The organism is Alicyclobacillus sp. ALC3 (genome assembly GCF_028751195.1).
Taxonomy (GTDB): domain Bacteria; phylum Bacillota; class Bacilli; order Alicyclobacillales; family Alicyclobacillaceae; genus Alicyclobacillus_L.
The window spans coordinates 1251071-1275580 of the sequence record NZ_CP066784.1; the positions used below are offsets into that span (position 1 = coordinate 1251071).

General features: G+C 60.7%; 21 protein-coding genes and 1 riboswitch. Of the genes, 3 read left to right on the top strand and 18 right to left on the bottom strand.

Translation table 11 applies throughout. The features are described 5' to 3' along the window. Nucleotides 1-10: 10 nt before the first annotated feature. The 4 genes from JC200_RS06055 to tkt all read right to left on the bottom strand — a co-directional run bounded on the left by JC200_RS06055 (nucleotide 11) and on the right by tkt (nucleotide 5656). Entirely contained in the window at nucleotides 11-1264 is a 1254-nt protein-coding gene (locus JC200_RS06055; RefSeq protein WP_274435304.1) for a substrate-binding domain-containing protein, read from the bottom strand. Nucleotides 1265-1726: 462 nt separating this feature from the next. Beyond that, a complete protein-coding gene (locus JC200_RS06060; RefSeq protein ID WP_274435305.1) occupies nucleotides 1727-2680 on the bottom strand; it encodes an ABC transporter permease in 954 nt (317 codons plus the stop codon). After that, entirely contained in the window at nucleotides 2673-3638 is a 966-nt protein-coding gene (locus JC200_RS06065) for an ABC transporter ATP-binding protein (protein ID WP_274435306.1), read from the bottom strand. Before JC200_RS06065 ends, JC200_RS06060 begins: the two co-directional genes overlap by 8 nt. 26 nt (nucleotides 3639-3664) lie before the next feature. Beyond that, the gene (tkt, locus tag JC200_RS06070) at nucleotides 3665-5656 is read right to left on the bottom strand and encodes a transketolase (protein ID WP_274435307.1); all 1992 of its coding nucleotides are present in this window, start codon (nucleotides 5654-5656) and stop codon (nucleotides 3665-3667) included. Between the two features lie 305 nt (nucleotides 5657-5961). Between tkt and JC200_RS06075 the strand changes: the two genes are divergently transcribed. Together JC200_RS06075 and JC200_RS06080 are read left to right on the top strand one after the other, a co-directional pair. Continuing rightward, nucleotides 5962-6186, top strand: a complete 225-nt coding sequence (locus JC200_RS06075; RefSeq protein WP_274435308.1) for a hypothetical protein — start codon at nucleotides 5962-5964, stop codon at nucleotides 6184-6186. A 92-nt stretch (nucleotides 6187-6278) separates the two neighbouring features. Then, nucleotides 6279-6725 (top strand): hypothetical protein, encoded by a 447-nt coding sequence (locus JC200_RS06080; RefSeq protein WP_274435309.1) that lies wholly within the window; start codon nucleotides 6279-6281, stop codon nucleotides 6723-6725. Nucleotides 6726-6776: 51 nt separating this feature from the next. On the opposite strand, the gene rbsK is transcribed toward JC200_RS06080, so the two are convergent. The 14 genes from rbsK to ispG form a co-directional block, all read right to left on the bottom strand. Beyond that, entirely contained in the window at nucleotides 6777-7838 is a 1062-nt protein-coding gene (rbsK, locus tag JC200_RS06085; RefSeq protein WP_274435310.1) for a ribokinase, read from the bottom strand. A gap of 3 nt (nucleotides 7839-7841) precedes the next feature. Continuing rightward, nucleotides 7842-9986, bottom strand: coding sequence for an alpha/beta hydrolase family protein (locus tag JC200_RS06090; RefSeq protein ID WP_274435311.1), 2145 nt, complete (start codon nucleotides 9984-9986; stop codon nucleotides 7842-7844). A 56-nt stretch (nucleotides 9987-10042) separates the two neighbouring features. Further along, nucleotides 10043-12430, bottom strand: coding sequence for an ATP-binding cassette domain-containing protein (locus JC200_RS06095; protein ID WP_274435312.1), 2388 nt, complete (start codon nucleotides 12428-12430; stop codon nucleotides 10043-10045). Then, nucleotides 12427-13005, bottom strand: coding sequence for an ECF transporter S component (locus JC200_RS06100; protein WP_274435313.1), 579 nt, complete (start codon nucleotides 13003-13005; stop codon nucleotides 12427-12429). Before JC200_RS06100 ends, JC200_RS06095 begins: the two co-directional genes overlap by 4 nt. Before the next feature lie 84 nt (nucleotides 13006-13089). Next, nucleotides 13090-13192: riboswitch (TPP riboswitch) on the bottom strand. Nucleotides 13193-13315: 123 nt separating this feature from the next. Next, on the bottom strand, nucleotides 13316-14590 hold the full coding sequence (locus tag JC200_RS06105; RefSeq protein WP_274435314.1) for a glycosyl hydrolase family 18 protein: 1275 nt from the start codon (nucleotides 14588-14590) through the stop codon (nucleotides 13316-13318). An 86-nt stretch (nucleotides 14591-14676) separates the two neighbouring features. Beyond that, complete coding sequence (gene hisI, locus JC200_RS06110) at nucleotides 14677-15549, bottom strand: phosphoribosyl-AMP cyclohydrolase (protein ID WP_338000201.1); 873 nt, start codon at nucleotides 15547-15549, stop codon at nucleotides 14677-14679. Then, entirely contained in the window at nucleotides 15537-16307 is a 771-nt protein-coding gene (hisF, locus tag JC200_RS06115; protein ID WP_274435315.1) for an imidazole glycerol phosphate synthase subunit HisF, read from the bottom strand. Before hisF ends, hisI begins: the two co-directional genes overlap by 13 nt. Further along, nucleotides 16301-17077, bottom strand: a complete 777-nt coding sequence (gene hisA, locus JC200_RS06120) for a 1-(5-phosphoribosyl)-5-[(5-phosphoribosylamino)methylideneamino]imidazole-4-carboxamide isomerase (protein ID WP_274435316.1) — start codon at nucleotides 17075-17077, stop codon at nucleotides 16301-16303. Before hisA ends, hisF begins: the two co-directional genes overlap by 7 nt. After that, nucleotides 17074-17730 (bottom strand): imidazole glycerol phosphate synthase subunit HisH, encoded by a 657-nt coding sequence (hisH, locus tag JC200_RS06125; RefSeq protein ID WP_274435317.1) that lies wholly within the window; start codon nucleotides 17728-17730, stop codon nucleotides 17074-17076. Before hisH ends, hisA begins: the two co-directional genes overlap by 4 nt. After that, nucleotides 17727-18326, bottom strand: a complete 600-nt coding sequence (hisB, locus tag JC200_RS06130; protein ID WP_274435318.1) for an imidazoleglycerol-phosphate dehydratase HisB — start codon at nucleotides 18324-18326, stop codon at nucleotides 17727-17729. The genes hisH and hisB overlap by 4 nt, the downstream gene beginning before the upstream one ends. 55 nt (nucleotides 18327-18381) lie before the next feature. Then, entirely contained in the window at nucleotides 18382-19701 is a 1320-nt protein-coding gene (gene hisD / locus JC200_RS06135) for a histidinol dehydrogenase (RefSeq protein ID WP_274435320.1), read from the bottom strand. After that, nucleotides 19694-20326 (bottom strand): ATP phosphoribosyltransferase, encoded by a 633-nt coding sequence (gene hisG / locus JC200_RS06140; protein WP_274435321.1) that lies wholly within the window; start codon nucleotides 20324-20326, stop codon nucleotides 19694-19696. The genes hisD and hisG overlap by 8 nt, the downstream gene beginning before the upstream one ends. Beyond that, complete coding sequence (locus JC200_RS06145; protein WP_274436479.1) at nucleotides 20320-21480, bottom strand: ATP phosphoribosyltransferase regulatory subunit; 1161 nt, start codon at nucleotides 21478-21480, stop codon at nucleotides 20320-20322. The genes hisG and JC200_RS06145 overlap by 7 nt, the downstream gene beginning before the upstream one ends. A gap of 600 nt (nucleotides 21481-22080) precedes the next feature. Continuing rightward, the gene (ispG, locus tag JC200_RS06150; protein ID WP_274435322.1) at nucleotides 22081-23181 is read right to left on the bottom strand and encodes a flavodoxin-dependent (E)-4-hydroxy-3-methylbut-2-enyl-diphosphate synthase; all 1101 of its coding nucleotides are present in this window, start codon (nucleotides 23179-23181) and stop codon (nucleotides 22081-22083) included. 205 nt (nucleotides 23182-23386) lie between these two features. Here ispG and JC200_RS06155 point away from each other — a divergent pair, with 205 nt between their 5' ends. Further along, on the top strand, nucleotides 23387-24457 hold the full coding sequence (locus tag JC200_RS06155; RefSeq protein ID WP_274435323.1) for a class I fructose-bisphosphate aldolase: 1071 nt from the start codon (nucleotides 23387-23389) through the stop codon (nucleotides 24455-24457). Nucleotides 24458-24510: the final 53 nt, after the last annotated feature.

A 24510-nucleotide genomic window follows, 5' to 3' on the forward strand; every position in this document is an offset into this window, starting at 1 on the left:
ACTGGTCTACTCAATTTAAGACAGGCGGCACCGTCGCCGACGCGGGAATTACCTTGGTAAGCGTCGGTACAGGGTAATTGAAGCCTGGCTCCTGCTTCAGCACCACACCATACTGTGCCTGCAAGGCCTGGTGGTCAGACGCGCGGAAGGTGTAGGTGCCCTTTGGACCTTGGAAGCTCATGCCGGACATCGCGGCCGACAGTTGATTGCCGTTCGGGTTGCCGCCCGTCTTCTTGAGTCCATCGACAATGGCGATCGCGGCCGCCATACCGTCGGGATCGAACAGGTCTGGCACGGTATGAAACTCGGACTGGTCGTGTGAGATGAGGTAGTTGTTGACGGGGTTGTTCGGCAGCTTGTAGTAGTAGGTTGTGAATCCGCGCATGCCAGCAAAGCCCTGGAACAGCGCCTGAGTCGCAGCGATGTTCGGGATTCCAGTGACAACTGTGATGCCTTGCTTCTGCAACTGCATGTTTTGAATACTCTTCCACGGCCCCGGTGCGCCAGCCCAGGTGACGAACAGATACTTCGGGTGGGCCTGAATGATCTTCTGCAGCTGTGGCGTAAAGTCTGTCGCAGTTGGGTCGGCGTAGACGTTGAGCACATCTTTCATGCCGGCTGCGGTGGCAAGCTGCTTAAACGCTTTCACGGAATCCCAGCCAAACGCGTAGTTTGGCGCAAGTTGTGCAACGGTCGCGTGTGGGTCCGGGATGGACAAGACAGCCGCCTTCGCCTCCATATAGGAGTTTGGCGACACCTTGAAGATGTATTTGTTGTAGTCGGCGCCTGTGATGCTGTCTGCGACTGCTGGTCCAACAACGTACACCGTCTTGTACTGCTTGGCGATGGGCTCCATGGCGATTGCGCTGGCACTGTTCACTCCGCCAGCCAAAATGTTGACCTTATCACTGCCCAGCAGCGACCTAGCGTCCGTCACGGCTTGGTTCGGCTGCGTGTTGTCGTCCTTCCAGATGACGTTGATTTTGTGTCCATCGACAGTATCTGTGCCGTTGGTGGCGTACTGCAACCCAATCTTGAAGCCGCGCTGCCACTCTTGCCCGTACGCTGCCAGCGCCCCAGTCAGCGACGTCACGACTCCGATAGTGATTGGTGAGTTGGCTGAACCCGTGCCATTGCCGCCGCTGTTGTTCCCACTCCCGCCTGCGTTTCCGTTCCCGCCAGTCGTCCCACACCCGGCCACGAGCGCCACACTAGCCAAAACCGCCGCGCCTGCCACCCAGACAGACTTTTTCCCCTGTCTCATCTGAATCCCCCTCACAGTGAATTAACTGTCTGGAGGAAACGGTATCACCGAGGAGTTGCAGAGTAGTTACACCATTCAGGGGATTTGGGCGGACCGATGTGAGTGCATGGATGTGAGTGCATGGAACCTATGGAGCGGGACCTATGGAGTGGGGGCCCGGGCGAGTTTTGGAGCGCCGGGAGGCGCTCCGCTAGTCGATCAGCGACGCTGGCGTCGCTAACCTTTGGCTTTTCAGTCGTCACCCGCTGCCGAGCGGAAAAAATGTCGCTATCGCGCGAGAAAATGCGGATTAGCGACATTTTCGACACGATTACACTTCCCGTTTGCCCGCTGAGCGGCGATTAGCGACGCTGGCGTCGCTAACCTTCTCGTTTTGGCCCTGCCGACGGTTCGCGTCCTGTCTGCGGTTCGCGTCCAACTGGCAGCCCGTCCGCGCGCCGTCCGCGGCCACTCGCTAGCGCATTACGTGTATGCCACGTCGCGGCGGAGGAAGACGACCCACGCGAGGCCCATCATGACGATGAAGTAGGCGATGAGCATCGTCACAGAGAAGCCGAGCGTCATGCCCTTGATGCTCGGACCTCCAACCACGAACTTCGACAGGTCAGTGTTCGCGAACAGGATGTACTTGACCCAGTGGTATCTGCTCAGTACCGCGACCAGCGTGCTGCCAACCATGTAGGCCAACAGCGAGATGATAATGGCGAGGGCGCTGCTGCGGAAGATCGACGAGATCATCAGCGCGATTGTCGCCGTGATGACAATTTGGACCAAGAGAAAACCGTACTGCATCAGCAAGTAGGAGAGCGCGGTCATCTGCACTACCTGTTGTTTCGCGTTCAGGAAGACGTGTGGCGACTGCGCACCGTGCGGTCCAAAGAAGATGAACCCAACGACGAGCGATGCCACGAACATGAGCGCCGTCGCGAACAAAGAGAAAATCAGCACCGCGATGAACTTCGAGAAGAAAATCTTCGTGCGCGTCGCGGTCTGCGTCAGCAACATCTTGATGGCGCCGGAAGCAAACTCGCTCGCCATGATGTCGCCTGCGATGACGAGAATGAAGGCGATGAGTAGCGTCGACAAGTTTTCTGCCGTCGCCGCAAAGCCTACGCCCGTGGTCAGGTTCGGGTCGATGTTGTGAGCCAGGTGGTACTGGTCAATCGCGATGTGCGACTTGATGTTGGCTATCCCAGCCTTCGTCAAGGGGAACTTTGGGTTCGGGTGCTTCAAGACTTGCTGGTACTGCGCAATCTGCGCGCGTAAACCATGTTGCCAGCCGCCCGCTGACGCATGTTGGTGTGTGACGAGCACAACAGCGATGAGGATAATCCCGACCACCAGAAGCGCGAGCATAATCCAGGTGCGCAGGCGGCGGTAGATTTTCATGTTCTCGTTCATGACCAAGTTAAACAACGGAGGCACCCCCCGTAATCTCGAGGAACGTTTCCTCAAGCGATTTGTTTTGAATCTGCACGCCGTAGATGCGAACGCCTGCCGAATCGAGCGCGTGCACGACATCGGGTACCTGTTCGCGGGTGGCGCCAACGATGATGCCGGTCTCCGTCGCAATCGCGGTCAAGGACTCGGCATCTGTGCCCGGGTCAGCCGCCTGTGCGCGCAGAGTCGCCACAATCTCCAACGCCCGGTCGCGATCGGCTTCCGCCAACTCTATCAACGTCGGGCGCTGGTCAGCGTGATTGACTTGCTCGCCGCGGAGGGAGCGGATGTCGACCAGCTTGCCCGCCTGGATGATGGCGACCCGGTCGCACATCAACTCCATCTCCGACAGCAAGTGGCTCGACACGATGACGGCGATGCCCTCTTTCTCTGCGAGGACGCGCAGGTAGTCGCGCAGTTCGCGGATGCCGGCCGGGTCCAGTCCATTGGTCGGCTCGTCCAAAATGATCACATCGGGTCTGCGCAACAATGCCTGCGCCAAGCCGAGGCGCTGACGCATGCCAAGTGAGTACGTTTTGACCTTGTCGTGAATGCGCGTTGTCAACCCAAGTTGGGCAACGACCTCGTCGATGCGCGCTTTGGTCACGCCGTGTGACATGTTGGCGTAGTGCTTGAGGTTCTGGTAGCCGGAGAGGAACTTATACATCTCCGGGTTCTCGACGATGGCACCGATGTGAGCCATCGCCGCCGTAAAGTTCTTTGACACGTCGATGCCGTCGATCAGAACCTGGCCTTTTGAAATGGAAATGAGCCCGACCATCATGCGAATGGTAGTCGTTTTCCCGGCTCCGTTCGGCCCGAGCAGGCCGAACACTTCCCCTTTCGGAATGTCAAACGACAAGCTGTCGACGATTGTCTTTTTGCCAATGACTTTGGTCAGATCGCGGATTTGCACCGCTGTCCCGTCAGGCATGTCTCACCCTCCCCAAGCGTGACTGCTTATAACAGATCACGCGCGATGTCGATCACGTTCTCCTTCGTAAACCCGTACTCCCTCACAACGGTGTCGCCAGGCGCGGAGGCACCGAATCGGTCAATTCCGAGGATGCGGCTGTGCGCTCCCGTCCCAACAAACTGGTACCACGGCATCGGGTGTCCCATCTCAACCGCCAACCGCCGCGTCACCGCGCTTGGCAACACGGACTCCCGGTACTTCTCATCCTGCGCCGCGAACAATTCGAGCGACGGCATGCTGACAACCCGCACCGCTACACCTTCGTCCGCAAGCTGTTTGGCAGCGGCAAGTGCGAGTTGAACTTCGGATCCGGACGCGAGCAACGCCAGCTGGTCACCTGCGCCGTGTTGGTAAATAACGTACCCTCCGCGCGCGAAGTCCCCGCCGTGTCCTGCGACTTCGGGTAGCACAGGCAGCTTCTGCCTTGTCAGCGCGAGCGCCACTGGACCGCCCCGATGTTCAAGCGCGTAGCGCACGGCGAACGCTGTCTCTGTGGCGTCGGCCGGCCGCAGCACGGTCAGGCCTGGGATGGCGCGCAATGACGCGATCTGCTCGACCGGCTCGTGTGTCGGCCCATCCTCGCCGACAGCGATGCTGTCGTGCGTGAACACCTGGATGGCAGGCTGTTTCATCAGCGCCGCCATCCGCAACGCCGGGCGCAGGTAGTCACAGAACACGAGGAAGGTACCGCCGTAGGCGAACACGCCTTTGTGCAGCGCGATGCCGTTGACCATTGCACCCATCGCATGCTCCCGCACGCCGTAGAAGACGTTGCGGCCGGCTGGCGTCTCCTTGTCAAAGCGGTCTTCGCCAGCGAGCAGCGTCTTGTTTGATCCCGACAGGTCTGCCGACCCTCCGAGCAGTGTCGGCACGTGCGGTGCGACGGCGTTGATCACCTTGCTAAACGCATCGCGCGTCGCAACGGATCCGTCAAACGCCGGCAGCACTGCGTCCCAGTCCACACGCACGCGGCCGTTTTTCGCGTCGTCGAGCTGTGCCGCGAGGTCGGCATGCGCCTTGGCATAGGCGTCCAGATTGTGCTCCCAAGCCGCCCGTTTCTCCTCGTTCGCCTGTTTGAGCTCGGCGAAGTGTTTGACGACTTCAGCCGGGACGTGGAACGGCTCGTGCGCCCACTGATAAGCCTGTTTGGCCGCGGTCGCTTCGTCCGCGCCGAGTGGCTCGCCGTGCGCGTTTTTCGTCCCCTGTTTCTTCGGCGCGCCGTAACCAATGACGGTCTTAACCTCAATCAGCGTCGGGCGCTCTGTCTCCGTCTTTGCAGCGCGGATGGCCGCCTCAATCGACTCCATGTCGTTGCCGTCCTCGACGCGCAGCACGTTCCAGCCATAGGCACGGTAGCGGTCGGCGACGTTCTCCGTGAAGCACCAGCTGGTGGGTCCATCGAGCGAGATATCATTAGAGTCGTATAGAACAACCAGTTTGTTCAGACCGAGGTGGCCAGCGAGCGAGGACGCCTCCGAGGTGATGCCTTCCATCAGGTCGCCGTCACCCGCGATGACGTATGTATGGTGGTCAACGACCTCATGCCCCGGGCGGTTGAACTTCGCAGCGAGGAAGCGCTCAGCCATCGCCATGCCGACTGCCATCGCGAGTCCCTGTCCAAGCGGGCCGGCGGTCGCATCGACCCCCGGTGTATGGCCATACTCCGGGTGACCTGGTGTCTTTGACCCCCACTGCCGGAACGACTTCAAGTCCTCGATGGTCACGTCGTAGCCGGTCAGGTGCAGCAGGCTGTAAAGCAGCATCGACCCGTGCCCCGCCGACAACACGAAGCGATCACGGTTAAACCACTCCGGCTCACTCGGGCTGTAGTTCATGAAGCGCGACCACAATACGTAGGCCATCGGCGCTGCGCCCATCGGCAATCCGGGGTGCCCGGAATTCGCCTTTTCAATCGCGTCGATGGACAGTGTCCGGATGGACGCCACCGCCAATTCGTCAATCTTTGTGTACGGCATGTCTCCCACTCCTTCTAGGTATATCCCGCGCTTTAAACCTGGCTGTATCATATCATTCGACACGAACGCACGGCAAAGAGAGAATCCAACGGGTCTGCGCTTCAGCGGCCACCGCGGGACGGACCTCGGCGGGACGGACCTCGGCGGGACGGACCTCGGCGGGACGGACCTCGGCGGGACGGGCCTCGGCGGTGGGGCTCGGCGGTGGGGCTCGGCGGGGCGGGGCTGGCGTAGATGGGAAAATAGCCGTCTGCGGCTATTTTCATCATAATTGTGCTCCGCAGGAGCATGAGGGTTTTGACGCTATGAGGTCATTTGCGCCAATTTGGCGACATCGGCAGCGCGCCAACATCCTCACGCGGCCAGAATGGCGCTATCAGCAGCGCGCTCCCGCTCGCTTTGCGCCAGAATGGCGCTATTCACCGCCTTTGCGCCAATTTGGCGCTATCAGCAGCGTGATCCCGCTCGCTTCGCGCCATATTGGCGCTATTCACCGTCTTTGCGCCAATTTGGCGCTATCGACAGCGTGATCCCGCTTGCTTTGCGCCAGAATGGCGCTATTCACCGCCTTTGCGCCAATTTGGCGCTATCAGCAACGTGATCCCGCTCGGCTGGCGCCAGAATGGCGCTATTCACCGCCTTTGCGCCAATTTGGCGCTATCGGCGGCGTTCCAACACCCTCACGCGGCCAGAATGGCGCTATTCACCACCTTTGCGCCAATTTGGCGCTATCGACAGCGTGACCCCGCTCGCTTTGCGCCAAATTGGCGCTATTCACACCTTTTTCGCCAATTTGGCGATATCGGCAGCGCGCCAACACCCTCACGCGGCCAGAATGGCGCTATTCACCGTCTTTGCGCCAATTTGGCGCTATCGACAGCGTGATCCCGCTTGCTTTGCGCCATATTGGCGCTATCGACAGCGCGATCCCGCTCGCTTTGCGCCATATTGGCGCTATTCACACCTTTTGCGCCAATTTGGCGCTATCGACAGCGTGAGCCCGCTCGCTTTGCGCCAGAATGGCGCTATTCACCGCTTTTGCGCCAATCTGGCGCTATCGACAGCGTGAGCCCGCTCGCTTTTGCGCCAATTTGGCGCTATCGCCAGCACCGCGCGCGCGTTACCGCCCGCGCGCGATAAGCGCCTCTACTTCACCCCTAGTCGGGAGCGAGGACTGCGCGCCGAGCTTTGTCACCGTCAGCGCGCCAGCTGCGAGGCCGACTTCAATCGCCTCGGGAACCGACCTGCCGCTCGCGAGCGCAGAGCCGAAGGCGCCGGTGAAGGCATCCCCCGCCGCCGTCGTGTCGACCACACTGACCGCAAAGGTCGGGTAGTGGTGGACCTCATCCCCGGTGACGTGCACGACCCCGAGTCCGCCCAGCGTCACGATGGCGTGCTGCGCACCCCGAGCACACAGCATGCGCGCCGCCTCAGCGGCAGAGTCGACACCCGTCACCTCGATGCCTGTGAGCACGCCGGCTTCCGTCTCGTTAGGCGTGATGAAGTCGATGACAGCAAATATTTCATCCGGCAGCGGCGCTGCGGGCGCAGGGTTGAGAATCACCTGCACCCCCCTCACCTTCGCTTCGCGCGCCGCGTACAGCGCTGTCTCGAACGGCGTCTCAAGCTGCAGCAGCAGCACCTTTGCCGGTGCGCCACTCGCAAAAAATTCGTCGACATGGGTCGGGCTCGTCTTCAGGTTAGCATTCGGGATGATCACGATGTCGTTATCGCCCGTTGCGTCGACGCGGATATGCGCGATCCCAGTGTGGTCGCCGTCGAGGACGTGCACGTGATCGGTGTGGACAGAGAAACTGCGCAGGCTGTCGAGCACAACTTGATGGAAGACGTCGGAACCGACGCAGCCGACCATCCAGGTCGGCACCTCCATCCGCGCGGCCATCGCCGCCTGGTTTGATCCTTTGCCGCCCGACACGAGCGAAAACTGGCGACCCATGACGGTCTCACCACGACGAGGCAGACGCTCCGCTACAGCGGTCAAATCTGTCATCATGCTGCCGATCACGACGAGACCGGGGGCCGCCGTGGCGTCTGCCACCGTCCCCAAAGCGTCGTCTGCCACCCCAGCCTCTGTCACCAACGCGCTTGTCCCTCGCTCCACCGTCGCGTCTGCCTCCACAGCGTCTGCCCCTCGCGCTGGCACGCGAATTTCGTCAGCCACAGGTTACGCCTCCTTGTGTCCGAGCAGTTCGCGCTCGAGGAAGGTTTGAATCTTTTCGAGCCGAACCACGCGGTGCCAGGGTTTACCGCCCCGGGACAGGCCGTGGCTCTCGTTCGGGAAGCGGACGAATTCCACCGGCACGCCGCGGAAACGCAGGGCTGCGTAAAACTGCTCGCCCTGCTCAATCGGGCAGCGGTAATCCTCTTCGGAGTGGATGATGAGCGTCGCTGCATCGACGTGATCGACATAGGCAATCGGGCTATGGCTCAAGTACGCTTCGGTGTCTCGCCACGGCACAGCGCCGGCAAACTCGTCAAACGGCGTCGCGAAGCCGACGTCGCTGCTGCCGACCATCGAGTACCAGTTGATCACGGCGCGCATCACGACGGCTGCTTTGTATCGTTTGGTGTGCCCAATCGCCCAGGCGGACATGAATCCTCCGTAGCTCCCCCCGGCGATGGCCATCTTATCGGCGGCTAGCGGGTAGCGGGCGACCGCAGCGTCAGCCAAGGCCTCGACATCCTTAAAGTCGAGATTCCCCCAGTCCGCTACAATCGCAGCGCAGAAGTCCTGACCGTAGCCGATGCTGCCGCGCGGGTTGGTGTAGACGACGGCAATCCCCGAGGCCGCAACCAATTGGAACTCAAAGAAGAACCCGTCCGAGTACATCATGGCAGGTCCACCGTGCACCTCAACCAGCGTCGGCCAACCGCCTTCCGGCGCGTCCCCATGTGGAAGCATGACCCAACCGTCAAGCGTGAGCCCGTCGCTTTCAAACGCAAACCGTTCCGGGCGACACAGGTCCACAGACTCGAGGAACTCGCGGTTCCAATCCGTCAGGCGGCGGGGGGCTTGTAAATCGGGATCGGACGTGAGTTCAAGGGCGTACACATTGCCTGGGTCCAGTGGAGTGCCAAGGACCAGGACTGCCGAGTCGCAGGCGCGGTTCACTGAGTGCGCGAGCACCACGTGATGCCCTTTCGAGAGGTATGTCACGTCTTTGCTGCGAACATCGACGGCTGCGAGCTGCGCTGTGCCGCGAGTCGCAACCTGAACGTACACCGTGTCCGACTGCATCGACCAGGTCAGTTCATCTGCAGCGCTCGCTCTGGTGTCCGTCATTGAGCGGTTCTCAAACCACTCATCGACATCGTCCGTCAGGCACGAGAGCTTGCCGCTCTCCACCGCCAACGTGTAGATCTCCACTTGTGTGGCGCCAGCCGGTTCGTTGTTGTGCCCGCGAAACGCAATGAGGCGACCGTCAGGAGAGCACTTTGGTGATCCCGCTGCGTGCAACTCCGGTGTCAGGTTGACAAACTGGGCTGGCGCCAGCGGCTGTGCGTCTGGCGCAAGTGGCAACGATGGTGCGGGGATGCGGTAGAGGTGCATGCGCAAAGTGCGCTCGTAGTCGTCCTGGTCAACGTTGGCTTCGACGACCAGCGACTGACCGTCGTGCGCCCAGTCGAAACTGTCGATGCTAAAGCGCCCCTCTGTCAGACGTAGAAAAGGCGCGGGGGCGTGGAATTGCGCAGTGTTCGTCTCACTTGCAGATGAGCCGATGCGGTCGACGATCGCGCGCACGTCGACGACAAACAAGTGGGACTTCTTGCCATCAAAGAAGCCCGCGCCATCGAGTCGGTAGTAACTGCGGTCAATGGAGCGCACATCTTTGGTGTATTTTTTGCGCGGCGAGGCATCGACCTTGACGTCGGGATGCGCCGCCGCCAGCGCCGCTTCGTCGTCTTTGGCCCACTCTGGCACGTCGGACAACAGTGCGATGGCACGCCCATCCGGGCGCCAGCGAAAGGCCGCAACTCCGTGCGGCAGAGTGGTGACCGCAATGGCCTCGCCGCCGCCTTCGGGCATCAGGTACAGTTGCTTGTTGTCGTCGGCGCGATTGGACAAGAACGCAAGCCAACGCCCGTCCGGAGACCAGGCTGGCGCAGATTCGGACTTTTGACTGTTAGTAAACTGTGTCGCTTCGTTGCTGTTCGTCGACACCATCCAGATGTGTGACTCATACCGGTCGTCTTCTGCAACCAGACGCGTCACAACCGTTGCTGCTTTGGGCTTGTCCGGATGAATCGCCACATCGCCGATGAGGCGAATGTTGAAGATGTCTTCAGCGTTCAATTTGCGTGGTGACAAGAGTGGCCCCTCCCCTCAAATACGGACACTGTTCAGTGTACCGCACGAGGAACAGTCTAGGGAACAATCGCCACGATTGCGACGAAGGATGCTACGAAGACGGCCGCCAGAAGCCAGTCGCGAGCAGAGAGAGAAATAGCGCGCGCATACGTCCGCGCCGTCGCGTCTGTTGCTGCGACGCCTGTCAAGCCACGGGCTTCCATCGCGATTGCGACCCGCTCGCTCAGGCGAATCGCCTGACCCAACAGTGGCAATGCGTACGTCACAGCGCGCGCGAGTGCAAACGGTGCGTCCTTTCCACGCAGTTGCCGCGCTTGTCGCAGTTTCGTCCACTCCGTCCGAAACAGCGGCATGAAGTGCAGTCCGGCCAACATTCCATAGGTAAACTTCGGCGCCACCCCAAACCCTGTAGACCAACCGACGACAAGGTCGGTCAAGTCACTCGCCGACAAAAACACAATGCCGAGCACCACGGCGGCGAGCATGCGAAACGCGAGCACAAGGCCCGTCATCAGTCCGGACAGGCTCGGGTGCATCCAGAGCAGGTGGATAACCGGAACGCCCGGCGGCACGCGCGTGAACGCCACGTACGACCACGTGTACAGCACGTAAAAGCCGATAAACGCAGACAGGCGCTTGGCAAGCGCAAAAGGCGAGATCCGAAAAACAGTCATGCCAAGCAGCACCGGCCAGAGAAACACGGCGATGGCCTGCGGCAAATGGTTGGCGAAAATGGCAGCGAGTGCGGCGGCGAAGATAGCCATCAGGAACACCGGCGCGTTCCAGTGTGGACCGAGGCCGCGCCGCCGAAGCATTTGAGCAGATGGCGCTGTGCTAGTGTGTGACACCGTCGATGGCGCCGTGGATGCAGGTCCCAGCTCGTGACCTGTGGCTTTGCGCGCCGCTTCGGGCTCCGTGTCAACGGCTTGGTCGTCGAGCAGGTGCGCCCGGTGCATCAACCGTTCGTTCTCCCACAGCAGAGCGGGGGCACCGACAAACGAGATGCTACCATCCACAAGCACGGCGACTTGGTCAGCGTAGCGCGCGACCAGCGACATGTCGTGGGTTGTCATGACGACTGCCTTGCCCGTCTCGCGCAGGCTGGCGAACTTCTCCATCAACACCGCCTCTGTCTGCGCGTCTTGACCAAATGTGGGTTCGTCGAGCAGGTACAGGTCGTGGTCTTCTTTCAACATGACTGCGACGCTGAGGCGGCGCTTTTGCCCTTGACTGAGGGCAAACGGGCTCTGCTGTGCGGCGCCTTCGAGTCCGAGCAGTTGCAGCAGAGCACGGGCATCCTCTGGCACATCATGCTCGACCATCCGGTTCGCCACTTCATCTGCCACCCGCTCGTAGATAAACTGGTACTCCGGGTTTTGAAAACAGTACGAGATGGCTTGTGCGCGAGCGCTGCGCTTGATGGCCGTGATTGCCTGCCCGTGCAGCGCCACTTGACCGTGCGTCGGTTTTTGCAAGCCCGCCATCACCTGTAGCAGCGACGACTTGCCACCTCCATTTGGCCCCACAATCGCTGTGATGGTGCCGGGGTAAACGTCGAGCGAGATGTCGTCCCAGACCGGCGTCTGCCCGTACTTAAGGCTCGCAGAGCGAACGGACAAGACGGGTTGCCCACTAGGCTCACGCGGCGCACGGGTGCCCGGACCGGACAGTGCTGTCTCGTTCGGTTTGGCGATTCCTTCTTCCACGAGCCACGCCCACTCTTCTGAAACCACTTGTGCCGCAGGGCCGGTTCTGTGGATGCGGCCGTCACGAGTGAACAGAACGACGCGGTCCATCTGCGCGAGCAGTGGCTCAAACTTGTGCTCAATCACGATTAAGGTCCGGCCGGACGCTCGCAAAGCGGCGATTACATCAAACACCTGCCGCGTCGACTTCGGGTCAAGGTTGGCCGTCGGTTCGTCAAACACAACGAGTGGCGCATCCATCGCAAGTGCGCAGGCGACGGCCAGTTTCTGCTTCATACCGCCTGAAAACGTGGCGTGATTGGCCGGGAGTTGGACATCAAGACCTGCCTGGCGCAGCGCTCGCCGCGTGACTTGTGGCATATCACTTGGTGCAACACGTTGGTTTTCGAGGCCAAAAGCCACTTCGTCGCCGACTGTCAGCATGCAAAACTGGGCATCCGGGTCCTGGAACACGTAGCCCACAGCACCGGGAACGGCGAGCGCCGGATGGCGCTCTACCTGCCCCGTCACAACTCCCTCTATGGCGCCAGGCAACAAGTTGGCACAGACCATCGCGAGCGTACTCTTGCCGCAACCGCTCGGGCCAAGAAACAACACGGACTCACCGCTGTGAATTGAGAAGTCAATGTCGTGCAGCGTAGGTTGTGCCTCCTGCTCGTAGCGCACGCTGACACCCGACAGAGACAGCAATCGGCCTTCCTCCATCTCAATCACCCGAGCAGTCGCAGTCGTACTCACTGTACCGACACGTCACTCCGGCCGATGGCGAAGTTTCGCAGCACACCAGTACGGCGCAGCGCGTCGCCAATCAACTTTGGTAAGAGTCCGCCAAGCACCATGCCACTCAGGATGGTGACGACAATGTAACCAATGATGGTCAAAAGGGGGTACTGGTACCCCTGGTACTGCGTTAACCACTGCAGGATATTGCCAACGCCGCCGAACGCGCCGGACAACAACATGCTGCCAAGGGTATATCTGCGCCAACCACGAACAGCGAAGCCAGCTTCAGCGCCTGCGCCTTGAATGAGGCCTGAAATCATCGCAGCCGCACCGTATGGGCTGCCAAAGACGAATTCAAAGAAGGAACTGATAAAGTTCGTGATGAGCGCAGCGCCCGGTCGACGAATGACGTAGGCGACCAAACTGCCGCTAATCCACCAGATGCCGTTCGCCATCGCTCCTACGGCTGGGCTTACGGAGCTCGAAAACAAAGGCGCCGTCACCAAATCCCAACCGTAAAACACACCACCGCCGACGACAGCAAAAATGACCATCAGCACAATGTCCCGCTGTTTCCACGACTTGCCCATTTCCACATCTCCCCCTCAAATTCTCACGCCAGGGCACATAAAAAAGCCCCCTTGGCGTAAACGCATCAAAAGAGGACTCTTCTCCGTAAATCGTCGGTACTTCCTCCCGCTGGTATTACCCAGATCGAGTCCTCAAGGGTTAGCGGCTTCCCGCTTCTCAGCCTGTTCGGCACCCCCAGCACCTCTTGACGCTATTTAATTATTTGCAGTATAGCACCCGTCCTGTTCTGGCTCAATACCAGGCTGGTCCCAATGTCAATCGTGTCTGCGTATTGCGCCTTCATGGCAAACACTCTGCGACACACGCGCCTCAACTCAATTTGCGGACCTGGAAGTTGTCTTCGATCATCGGGACTACTTGCGGAAAGCTGGACGGGTACGACCAGAAGCTAATCCCGCGCAAGTTGTACGCCTTGACGGTGTCGAGTTTCGCCTGAAAACTGCGGGCGTCCTCGAACCAGACTTGGTGCGCAGTTCCGGAGGAATCTGTGTAGTTGTAGTAGGGTGCCTGGTAGGTCGTGTTGTACTGGATATTCACGCCGTATGTGGCCGCGCGGTTGAGAGCCGCCTCCGGACTAAACGTCTGCGCGGTCGTCCCCTGCACAAACGGCAGTTTCCAGTCGCGTCCGTAGACTGGGACGCCCATCATAATCTTGTACCTTGGGATGGCCGTCACAGCGTAATTCAACACCTTCTGAACCTCGTTGATTGGGGCAATGGCCCAAGGCGGTCCGCCAGCCCACCCCCACTCGTACGTCATCAGCACGACAAAGTCGCAGAGTTCACCGTGAACGGGGTAATCGTGAGCCTCGTACAGAAGTCCCACCTGGTTCGCAGACTCTTTCGGCGCTAACGCGGTCGACACCAGGTAACCTTCTGCGTGCAGTTGCGTCACCACGTTCTGCAGGAACTGGTTATACGCCGTCTTATCCTGTGGGTAGACGTACTCGAAGTCGATGTTCAGTCCAATGTAGCCTTGGCTCTTCATCAGGTTGAGGACATTCGTGATGACGGTCTGCTGCAGCGTCGCACTGTTGAGGATTGTGCTGGCCACGTCGGAACTGAACATGTTGCCGGACCAGTTTGTGATGACCAGCAGCGGCGCCACGGTCTGCGCTTTGGCCGCTGTAACCAGAACGCTGTCGTTCATTGGCGAGAGCGAACCGTCCGCGCCGACATGATGGCTGAATGGGCTCATATAGGTGAGCGCTGGGCCGAGCTGTGTGACGGTCTGCGCACCTTTCGTACCCCAGTCCGTCAAGTAGGCGTTGACTTGCTTAATCGGTTTTGCGACGGCTGGCACCTGCAGCACTTGGCCGACATAAATTTGGTTCAAGTTCTGGATTTGGTTGAGCGCAGCTAGAGCGGCTACGGAGGTTTGATAGCGAGCAGCGACCGCGTACAGTGTGTCGCCAGGTTGCACGACGTAGACCGTGGCCGGTGTTGGCACGATGAGCGCCTGGCCGACACTCAACTGATTCGGGTTCGACATCTGATTGGCATTGATCAGGTCTGACAAATTGACCCGATATAACTGGGACAGAGCCCACAGGGTTTGTCCGCGCTCAACAACGTGGATTTGCATGGGTAGACCTCCCCGTTTCCTTCTCGACGTCAGCCTATGTCGGGAACAGAAAACGGGCGCAGGCAAACGCCTAGGTTCTGGAGGAATCACCCATGCGCGCGGTTCTGCAAGATGTCGCTGACAGCGTCCGGGGAGAGGCCAACGGCTTTCCACAGTACTAACAAGTGGTAGAGCAAGTCGGCACTCTCGCTCGCCAACTCCTGACGGCCGGCCGCCGAATCAAGTGCGGACGGACTGACCGCGTTCTTCGCCGCAATCGCCACTTCCACGGCCTCTTCCCCGACCTTTTTCGCGACCTTGTCGACCCCCTGTTCAAATAGGTAGGTCGTGTATGCGCCGGCCGGGCGCAGCGCGTCGCGCTCGCAGACCACGGCCCACAGCCGGGTCAGAGCTTCCAAGTTCAGCGGTGTTAGCTCCGCGACAGCGTCAACCGCGCGCCCGGGGGCTTCTTCTGCAGGAAGAGGAGCGCCTGACTCCTCTGAGCGAAGGGCACCGTTGGACTCCTCGCAGACCTCGCGAGCAGGGACCTGCTGTGGCGCTGTACCCGCGCTCTGACCGCCCGCGTTGCTCTCCGGCGCGTGTTGCACCCTGCGGTAGAAGCAACTTCTCTCCCCCGTGTGGCAGGCAGGTCCTGCCGCGTCCACGAGGTACAGCACCGTATCGCCGTCGCAGTCGACGCGCACTTCGCGAACCACGAGCACGTTGCCGGAGGTCTCACCTTTGCGCCAGTAGGCACTGCGCGAACGGCTCCAAAACCAGCCCTGGCCGGTTGCGAGCGTGCGCTTCAGCGCTTCCCGGTTCGCGTATGCGACCATGAGGACTGTGCTGTCGCTGCGGTCCTGTACGACCACTGGCACAAGTCCAGTCACCGCGTCGTAGCGGACCCCCTCAAGCGCGACCGTGTCCATCACTGCCCCGCCCGGCAACAGTGCTTCCGAACGCTGATTCACTGCATCCATCGGACTGGCACCCCCCGCTGGCGCAAATGCGCCTTGACCGCTCCAATTGAGGTCTCTGCAAAGTGAAAGACGCTCGCCGCCAGAGCTGCATCTGCACCACCATCTGTGAGCACCTTGGCAAAGTGCTCCTTCTTGCCTGCGCCGCCGCTCGCGATGACTGGGACGTTCACGGTGTCCGAAATCATCCGAGTCAGGACAAGGTCGTAGCCCTCCCGCGTGCCGTCCTGGCGAAAACTCGTCAGGAGCACTTCACCCGCGCCAAGGCCTGTCGCTTTTTTCGCCCAGGACTGCACGCCCATGCCCGTGCCGACCTTGCCGCCCTGGACCATCACTTCGTACTCGCCCATCGTCTCGTTCAGGTTGGCATCAATGGCAATCACGATGCACTGTTCACCGAACCGGCGCGCCGCGTCTTTGATAATCTGCGGGTTGCGCACAGCCCCTGTGTTCAGCGACACCTTGTCGGCGCCGCACAACAGCAGTGTCCGCACGTCGTCGACACTCGTCACGCCGCCGCCGACGGTGAGCGGGATGTTGACGCGTTCCGCCACCTGCTCCACCACGCGGTGCGTCGCTAGGCGGCCTTCCTCTGACGCTGAGATGTCCAGCAACACAAGCTCATCAGCGCCCTCTTGGCAGTAGACTTGCGCGAGCTCGACAGGGTCGCCAGCATCTCTCCGGTCGTTCAAAAACCCGACGTGCTTCACCACGCGTCCGTCCAGCACATCGAAGCACGGGATGATGCGCTTGGTCAGCATGAGTTCGCCTCCTCGCCGGCGTCAGCGACTGCCTCGACGAGTGCTTCAGCGAGGTCGAGCCGCCCGTCGTAGAGAGCTTTTCCGGCGATCACGCCCGTGAGCCCTGCCGCCTTTGCGGCTGTGATGTCCCTCAGGTCGCGGACGCCGCCAGAAGCGATGCAGCCGATGCCGGTCGCATTCATAATGTCGTGAGCCCAGCCGACGTTTGCTCCGGTCAAGGTGCCGTCGCGCCGCACGTCGGTGACGATGGCGGTGCGGACGCCGATGTCCGCCAGCCGTCGCGCCACCTCCACCAACTCCAGTTCGGTCTGCTCCAGCCAGCCGCGCACCGCGAGCTTGCCGTCCCGCCCGTCGAGGCCCGCGACCAAACGGTCGCCGCCAAACGCGCGGACTGCCTCCTGCATCAACTCGTCGTCTGTGATGACCGTGCCAAGGATGCAGCGGGCTGCCCCTGCGGCAAGCCAGGTTTCAATCGCGGCCTGCGTGCGGATGCCACCACCCACCTGCACCTTCGCCCCCGCAGCGTTTACAGCCTCGATGACAGCTGCGATGGCTGCGCGGTTGACGGACACACCGTCGCGGGCGCCATCGAGATCGACGATGTGAATCCAGCGCGCGCCGGCTTCGATAAAACGGTGCGCAACTTCCTGCGGGTCTGCACTGTAGGTAGTGGCCTCTGCATAGTCCCCTTCGCGCAAGCGAACGCAGACGCCGCCAAGGACATCTATCGCCGGGTACACATCAAAATCTTGTGCTCTCATCGCTGTCATGGGGCCGACGCCTCCTCGCGCGCCACAACACCGCAGAGGGCTGCGAAGTTGCGCAAAATTTGTTCTCCGACGGGCCCGCTCTTCTCCGGGTGGAACTGCGTACCGAGGACATGGCCGCGACCGACGACGGCCGGCACCACGACACCTGCGTAGTCTGTCGCGGCGAGTAAATCGCCCGAGTTCTGCAAGGCCGCGTAGTAGGAGTGCACGAAGTAGACCATGTCTCCGACGTGAACGCCGTCGAGCAGCGGGTGCTCTGCCACCTGCGTCAGGTCGTTCCAGCCCATGTGCGGGACCTTGGCGCTGTTGCCGAACTTCACGATTCGTCCCGGCAACAGGCCAAGCCCGACGTGGCTGCCGTGCTCTTCGCTGACCGAAAAAAGCAGTTGCATGCCAAGACAAATGCCAAGCAGCGGGACGTCCGCCTTCACGACTCGGCGCACGACGTCGAGCAGACCGGACCGCTTCAGCTGAAACATCGCGTTGCCAAAGGCGCCGACACCTGGCATCACCACGCCTTGGACGTTCACCTCAGCCGTGAGCTCCTGCCACTTGGCAGCGTCGTCGACGATTGACGTCTGTGCGCCGACACGGCGAAACCCGCTCTGCACGCTCGACAAGTTGCCGATGCCAAGGTCAAGCAGGGCAATCACGCGAGCACCCCCTTGCTACTCGGCACCGCGCTGCCGTCGACGGACACTGCCTCACGCAACGCGGCAGCTGCTGCCTTGAACAACGCCTCTGCCATGTGGTGCGTGTTCTCGCCGTACAACACAGCGAGGTGCAGTGCAAAGCGGCCGTCGTACGCGACCGACTTGAAGAACTCAGCCACCAATTCGCTCGGAAAGGTGCCGATGTGCTCGCTGGGGAACTGCGCCTGCAAGACGAACGCTGGACGACCGGACAGGTCAATCACGGCCCTCGCCAGCGTCTCGTCCATCGGCGTGTGCCGTTCGCCGTACCGGCGAATGCCGCGCTTGTCGCCGAGCGCCTGGTAGAGCGCCTGACCGAGGCAGAGTCCAAGGTCCTCAACCAGGTGGTGGTCGTCAACGTCGACGTCGCCGTCTGCCGTGACGGCGAGGTCAAACCGACCATGGACGGCAAAGAGGTGCAACATGTGGCGCAGAAATGGCACGGGGAAGTCGAGCTCAGCCCGGCCCTCGCCGTGTAGGTTCAGCTTTAAAGCGACGGACGTCTCGCCCGTCACGCGGTTGACTTCGGCTTGAAACGTCGGTGCGTTCATCTGCATCTTCTCACCCCTGTGTAGGTCGCTCGTCACTCGACATCGCATCGCTTGCGGCTCATCACAGCGGGCCTTGGCGAATTGTCACGGCACGAGCGTGTCCGTGCAGCCCCTCCGCCTCTGCGAGCGTCACGATATCAGCGCTGTGCGTGGCGAGTGTCTCCGGCGTGTAGGCGACAACCGTCATGCGCCGCAGAAAGTCGAGTACGCCAAGGCCTGAGGCGAAGCGCGCGCTGCCGTGCGTCGGCAGAACGTGGTTAGGACCCGCGTAGTAATCTCCGACCGGCTCCGGCGTGTACGGGCCGAGAAACACTGCACCCGCAAAGCGAATCTGGCTCAATGCCCGTTCCGGGTCTTCGACGATGACCTCCACATGCTCCGGCGCTGCAGCGTTCACAGTTGCAATCGCTTCGTCGAGGTTATCCGCGACGACAAAAGCCCCCCAGCGCGCCAACGCCGCTGCCGCGATGTCGCGCTTCGGCAGACTTTCGAGCTGACGGTTCAGCTCAGCCTCCACCGCTTCGCAGAGCGTTGGCTCTGTGGTGACCAAAACGGTGCCCGCCTCCACATCGTGCTCAGCCTGCGCCAGCATGTCCGCCGCGACATAGCGCGGGTCCGCCGTGTTGTCGGCGACGATGAACACTTCACTGGGGCCTGCAATACTGTCAATCCCGACATCCCCCATCACGGCCCGCTTCGCCAGCGCGACGTAGAGGTTTCCCGGCCCCACGACTTTGTCCACGCGAGCGAGTGTCTCGGTCCCGTACGCCATCGCAGCGACAGCCTGAGCACCGCCGAGACAAAGAACATCTTTCACGCCGAGCATGTGCGCTGCGGCGAGCACGTACGGATGCGGTAGACCGGTGTCCCGCTGTGGCGGCGACGCCAGCACGATGTGGTCAACCCCCGCAACCTGTGCCGGGATCACGTTCATGAGCACGGTCGACGGATACGCAGCGCGGCCGCCCGGCGCGTATACGCCAACTCGGGACAAGGAGCGCCACACCATAGCAAACCACTCACCCATGTCTCCCGACAGGTCAATCGCCTTTGGCAACTGTGTTTGGTGGAACTCGCGGATGCGGTCGGCGGCCCGGTGCAAAGCGTCCTGCAGTGCCTCTGGCAAGTCTGCCCAAGCAGTTTCGAGCGCGGAGGCAGGGACCTGCGGTGACCAACTTTCCGACTGTGCAGCGTCGATGCCGTCGAATTGAACGGTATACCGACGCAACGCCGCGTCACCCATCGTCCGGACCGCTGAGACAATTCCAGCCACAGTGGCCATGGCATCGGCATCATGACTGTTCACGCGCGACCAGGAAAAGCTGCGCGCAGGGAATGTGCGCAAGTGAATCGGTTCAGTCATGTGAATCGGCTCATGCATGAAACTTCACCTCGTTTTCAAGTGCTTGCCACACGACGTCGATCTGCCGCCGTTTCATTCGGTAGCTTGACCTGTTGGCGATGAGGCGCGCTGAGATATCCAGCAGTTCTTCGAACACGACGAGTCCATTCGCTTCCAGCGTCTTGCCCGACTGCACGAGGTCGACGATGCGGTCCGCAAGACCAATCACAGCAGCGAGCTCAATGGATCCGCTCAGCCCAACAATTTCGACCTGCTGGCCGAGGCGGCGAAAGTGTGCGTCCGCGAGCTTCGGGTACTTGGTTGCAACCCGGCGCGGGCGCTCCGCTTGTTCCTGCGGACGACCAGCGACGCACAACTTGCAGCGAGCGACGCCGAGGTCGAGCAGTTCGTAGACCTCGCGATCGCTCTCGAGCAACACGTCCTTTCCCGCCACCCCGACGTCCGCCACGCCAAGTGACACGTACGCTGGCACGTCCGCTGGTTTCGCGAGCAGTATGCGCAGGACTCCGAAGCGTTCGTCTTGCACGTCAAACACCAACGCGCGCGAGTCGTCGAGGGACTCGGGGGCGGGGAGGTTTGCCCGCCGCCACATCGGCATCAGGTCATCCGCCGTGCGCCCTTTCGCGAGCGCTACCGTCAACATGGCTCGCCCTCCCCATCCCCTTGGCCTGCTTCGTGGCCTGCTTCGTGCCCATCGCCGGCTCCGTCCCCTTGGCCTGCTTCGTGCCCATCGCCGGCTCCGTCCCCTTTGCCTGCTTCGGCCCCGATTCCGGCTCCATCCCCGTGGCCGTGGAGCCAAGCGCCTTGGGTCAAAACTGCGAGTACGCGTTCCACTTCAAACGTAAAACCAACCGCTGGGGCCTGTGCGCCAAACGATTCGAGCAGGTCGTCGTAACGTCCACCTTGAGCGACCGGGGCACCGACACCGGGTGAAAACACTTCGAACACGAGGCCAGTGTAGTAAGACAAGTCGCGGTGCAGCGTCAGGTCAAACGACACTTGTTCGGCGAGCCCCATGGCGCGCAGGACCGTAGCCAAATCGCGCAGTTCCTGCCAGGCGCGCCGAACCTCTTGCGCGCAGGGGCGGTGATCAGCGGGATCGAGCAGGGCAAGCAGCGTCTGCGGTTTGAGCGGATCGCATAGAGCAAACTGCTTTAACACATCGCGCGTGGTTCCGAGTCGCCGCAGAGTCTCTTGAAATGACACATAGTCACCTCGCGTGAGGTCCGCCAGCAGTCCCTCAATCGCGCTCTGTTCCACATCGAACGTCTCGAGCAGCGCCGGGGCGATGCGCGCATGGCTGACGACCATCTGCCACTCACGCAAACCGATGGCTTCCATGCCGCGTTGACAGATCCGCAGCAAGTGCGCGTCCGCCTCCGGGCCGCGCGCACCGATCCACTCAACGCCAACCTGTGTCGACTCCGCCGCGCGGCCGCTCGCCCAGCTTAAGGAAGCGGGATCAGACGTACGATGATAGACCCGTTCTGCGTACGACCACTGCACGCTACCTTGGCCATTGGCGACGAGCGGAGCCGCCATGCGGGCGATCGAAGGAGTCATGTCGGGGCGCAGGGCCACGGTCCGCCCTGCTGCGTCAAACCACTGCACGAGAGTCTCGATGTCACGCACTGGTCGTCCGCGCGTGAGTGTCTCCACGTATTCGAAGGCACCACACGAAACCATGTCAAAACCCGTCTGTTGAAACAAATCAAGGAGTTCATTTTCTACGTTGCGTCGCAGTCTCGCCTGCTGCGGGAACACATCCCGCATTCCGGCTGGCCGTTCCGCCCACATGTTGCTCAAGTCTAGCGCCACTTCGAATCACCTGCGCTTCTGCATGTGCTATATCTGGGACGCGGTTTCTTCCGCGTTCGCTGCTCCCGCGTATGCTTTATCTCGCTAATATGCTAAAGCAAATGTCGATAGAGCGATTGTACCTGTCACTTGCAGAGCGCGTCAATAGACAGGCATGTTTGCGCGGAATATGCGGGACTGTGCATGACTGTGCATGGAACGGAGTGGCTTGATGGCCAAACTGGGACTTGCAGTCACTGTCGAAGTGCCGCCAGAGCCAAGTAGCGTTATCCTGACGTTGGCCAACGCGGCGGCGGCAGCATTTCCATGGTCCTCGCCACACTCACGCCTGCACTCACGCCTGCCTGAAGTGCAAAAATGTCGCTATCGCCCCGGGTTGGGGGGCATTAGCGACATTTTCGACACTCCGCACAGCCTAGTGCGCCTGAAATTGGTCGATTAGCGACATTTTCGACCTCTTCTTGCCCGTGTCACGCCAATTTGGCGCTATCGCCAGCGTAGTCTAAGCCGGTTAACGCCAGTTTGCCGCTACCACCGCCCAGCTACCGCGCTACTACCGCCCCTCACCGCCCAGTCGCTTTAGCGCGCTGGGACTTCGTCGATCGAGCCCGTCTCGGCGTAGCGGCGCGCGAGGGTATCGATCTCCATCTTTAGTTCCTCGACGAGGCGGTCTTCCGGCACCTTGCGGACGACTTCGCCTTTGCGGAACAAGAGACCTTCGCCTTTGCCGCCTGCGATCCCGATGTCTGCCTCGCGGGCTTCACCAGGGCCGTTCACGGCGCAGCCGAGAACGGACACCTTAATGGGCGCCTTGATGTTCTCGACGTACTTCTCGATCTCGTTTGCGACGTTGATGAGGTCAATATCAATCCGGCCGCAGGTCGGGCACGACACCAGCGTGACCGCGTTGGAGATGACGTGGAACGTCTTCAGCAGTTCGCGGGCAACGCGAATCTCTTCGACCGGGTCGGCGCTCAAGGACACGCGCATCGTGTTGCCGATGCCCATCGACAACAGCGTGCCAAGGCCAGCCGAGCTCTTGATGGTGCCGGAGTAAAGTGTGCCAGACTCGGTGATGCCAAGGTGGAGCGGGTAGTTAAACGACTCCGCAGCGAGTCGATAGGCATCAATCGCGAGCGGCACATCCGACGCCTTCATCGAGACGATGATGTCTTGGAAATCGAGATCCTCAAGAATTCGGATGTGATGCAGCGCGCTCTCTAGCATCCCCTGGGCCGTCGGATAGCCGTACTTTTCGAGGATGTGGCGTTCCAGAGAGCCAGAGTTGACTCCGATTCGAATCGGGATGGCACGCTCTTTACATGCCTTCACCACAGCTTCGACGCGTTCGCGCTTGCCGATGTTGCCAGGGTTGATGCGCACCTTGTCGACCCCGTTCTCAATCGCTTTGAGCGCGAGTCGGTAATCAAAGTGAATATCCGCAACGAGTGGGATATGAATAGCCTTCTTGATGGCTTTGATGGCGTCGGCCGCTTCGTTCGAGTTGACGGTGACGCGGACAATCTCGCAACCTGCCTCTTCCAGCCGGTGGATCTCGGCGACGGTAGCGGCCACATCAGCAGTTTTGGTCGTGGTCATACTTTGAATCAGCACTTGATTACTGCCGCCGATGGTTACGTCTCCGACTCGAACCGGCCGGGTCATGTGACGCAGAAACATGCGCGCATCTCCTTTCGAAGCATGGTTCTAGGAACCGCCATGCGACAGGGCTACGGAAAATATTATACACGAATCTCCGCCTTCGCTACGGCAGGAGTTTCCGCCGTCCGACGAATCTGGTACAGTGGATGGGGATTTTCCGGCTGTAACTCGGCCCGTGCGCCGAACACGCTCGGACATAGGAACGACAAGGAGTGACGCGAGGATGGAACTGGATCAAATCGTTTCGTATTTAGGCGACGATGCAGACAACTTGCTCAAACACGAATGCACGACCATTCCGAAATCCGCACTGACCGTACCATCGCCAGAGACCGTCGGCAATGTGCTGGCGGGTTCAGACAGAAGCAACCAGGTGTTGCGCAGCTTTCAGCAGTTGTTGTCGACTGGGCGCCTGGCAAACACCGGTTACGTCTCGATTCTGCCGGTAGACCAAGGCATCGAGCACTCGGCTGGCGCTTCCTTTGCGCCCAACCCGGCGTACTTCGACCCAGAGAACATTGTCAAACTGGCAATCGAAGGCGGGTGTAATGCGGTTGCCTCGACGCTCGGCGTCCTGGCCATCACGTCGCGCAAATACGCACACAAGATCCCGTATATTGTAAAAATTAACCACAATGAGCTCCTCACGTATCCGAACAAGTTCGACCAAGTCATGTTTGCGAGCGTTCGCCAGGCTTGGGATATGGGCGCTTCTGGTATTGGAGCTACGATTTACTTCGGATCCGAAGAGTCCACCCGGCAGTTGCAGGAAGTCAGCGAAGCGTTTGAGCTTGCACACGAGCTTGGCATGTACACTGTGCTCTGGTGTTACCTGCGTAACCCTGAGTTCAAACAAGGCGGAGTTGACTACCACACAGCAGCTGACCTGACTGGACAAGCGAACCACCTCGGTGTGACGATTGGCGCCGATATCATCAAACAGAAGCTGCCGGACACGAACGGTGGATTTAAGGCCCTCAACATGGAGGGGTCGAGCTACGGCAAGACGGATGAGCGCATCTACACCCAGTTGACGAGCGAGCACCCGATCGACCTCGCTCGTTATCAGGTGGCCAATGGCTATATGGGCAAAATTGGCCTGATTAACTCCGGCGGGCCATCCGGCAAGAACGACTTTGCAGAGGCAGTCAAGACGGCCGTGATCAACAAACGCGCTGGCGGCATGGGCCTCATTTCCGGACGTAAAGCCTTCCAGCGTCCCATGGATGAGGGCGCGAAGCTGCTCCAAGCGATTCAGGACGTGTACCTGAACAACGACATCACAATTGCCTAACGTCACCGGTCTCACAGTCGCATGACCAAGGCATGCCGTCCAAAGCGCCGTCA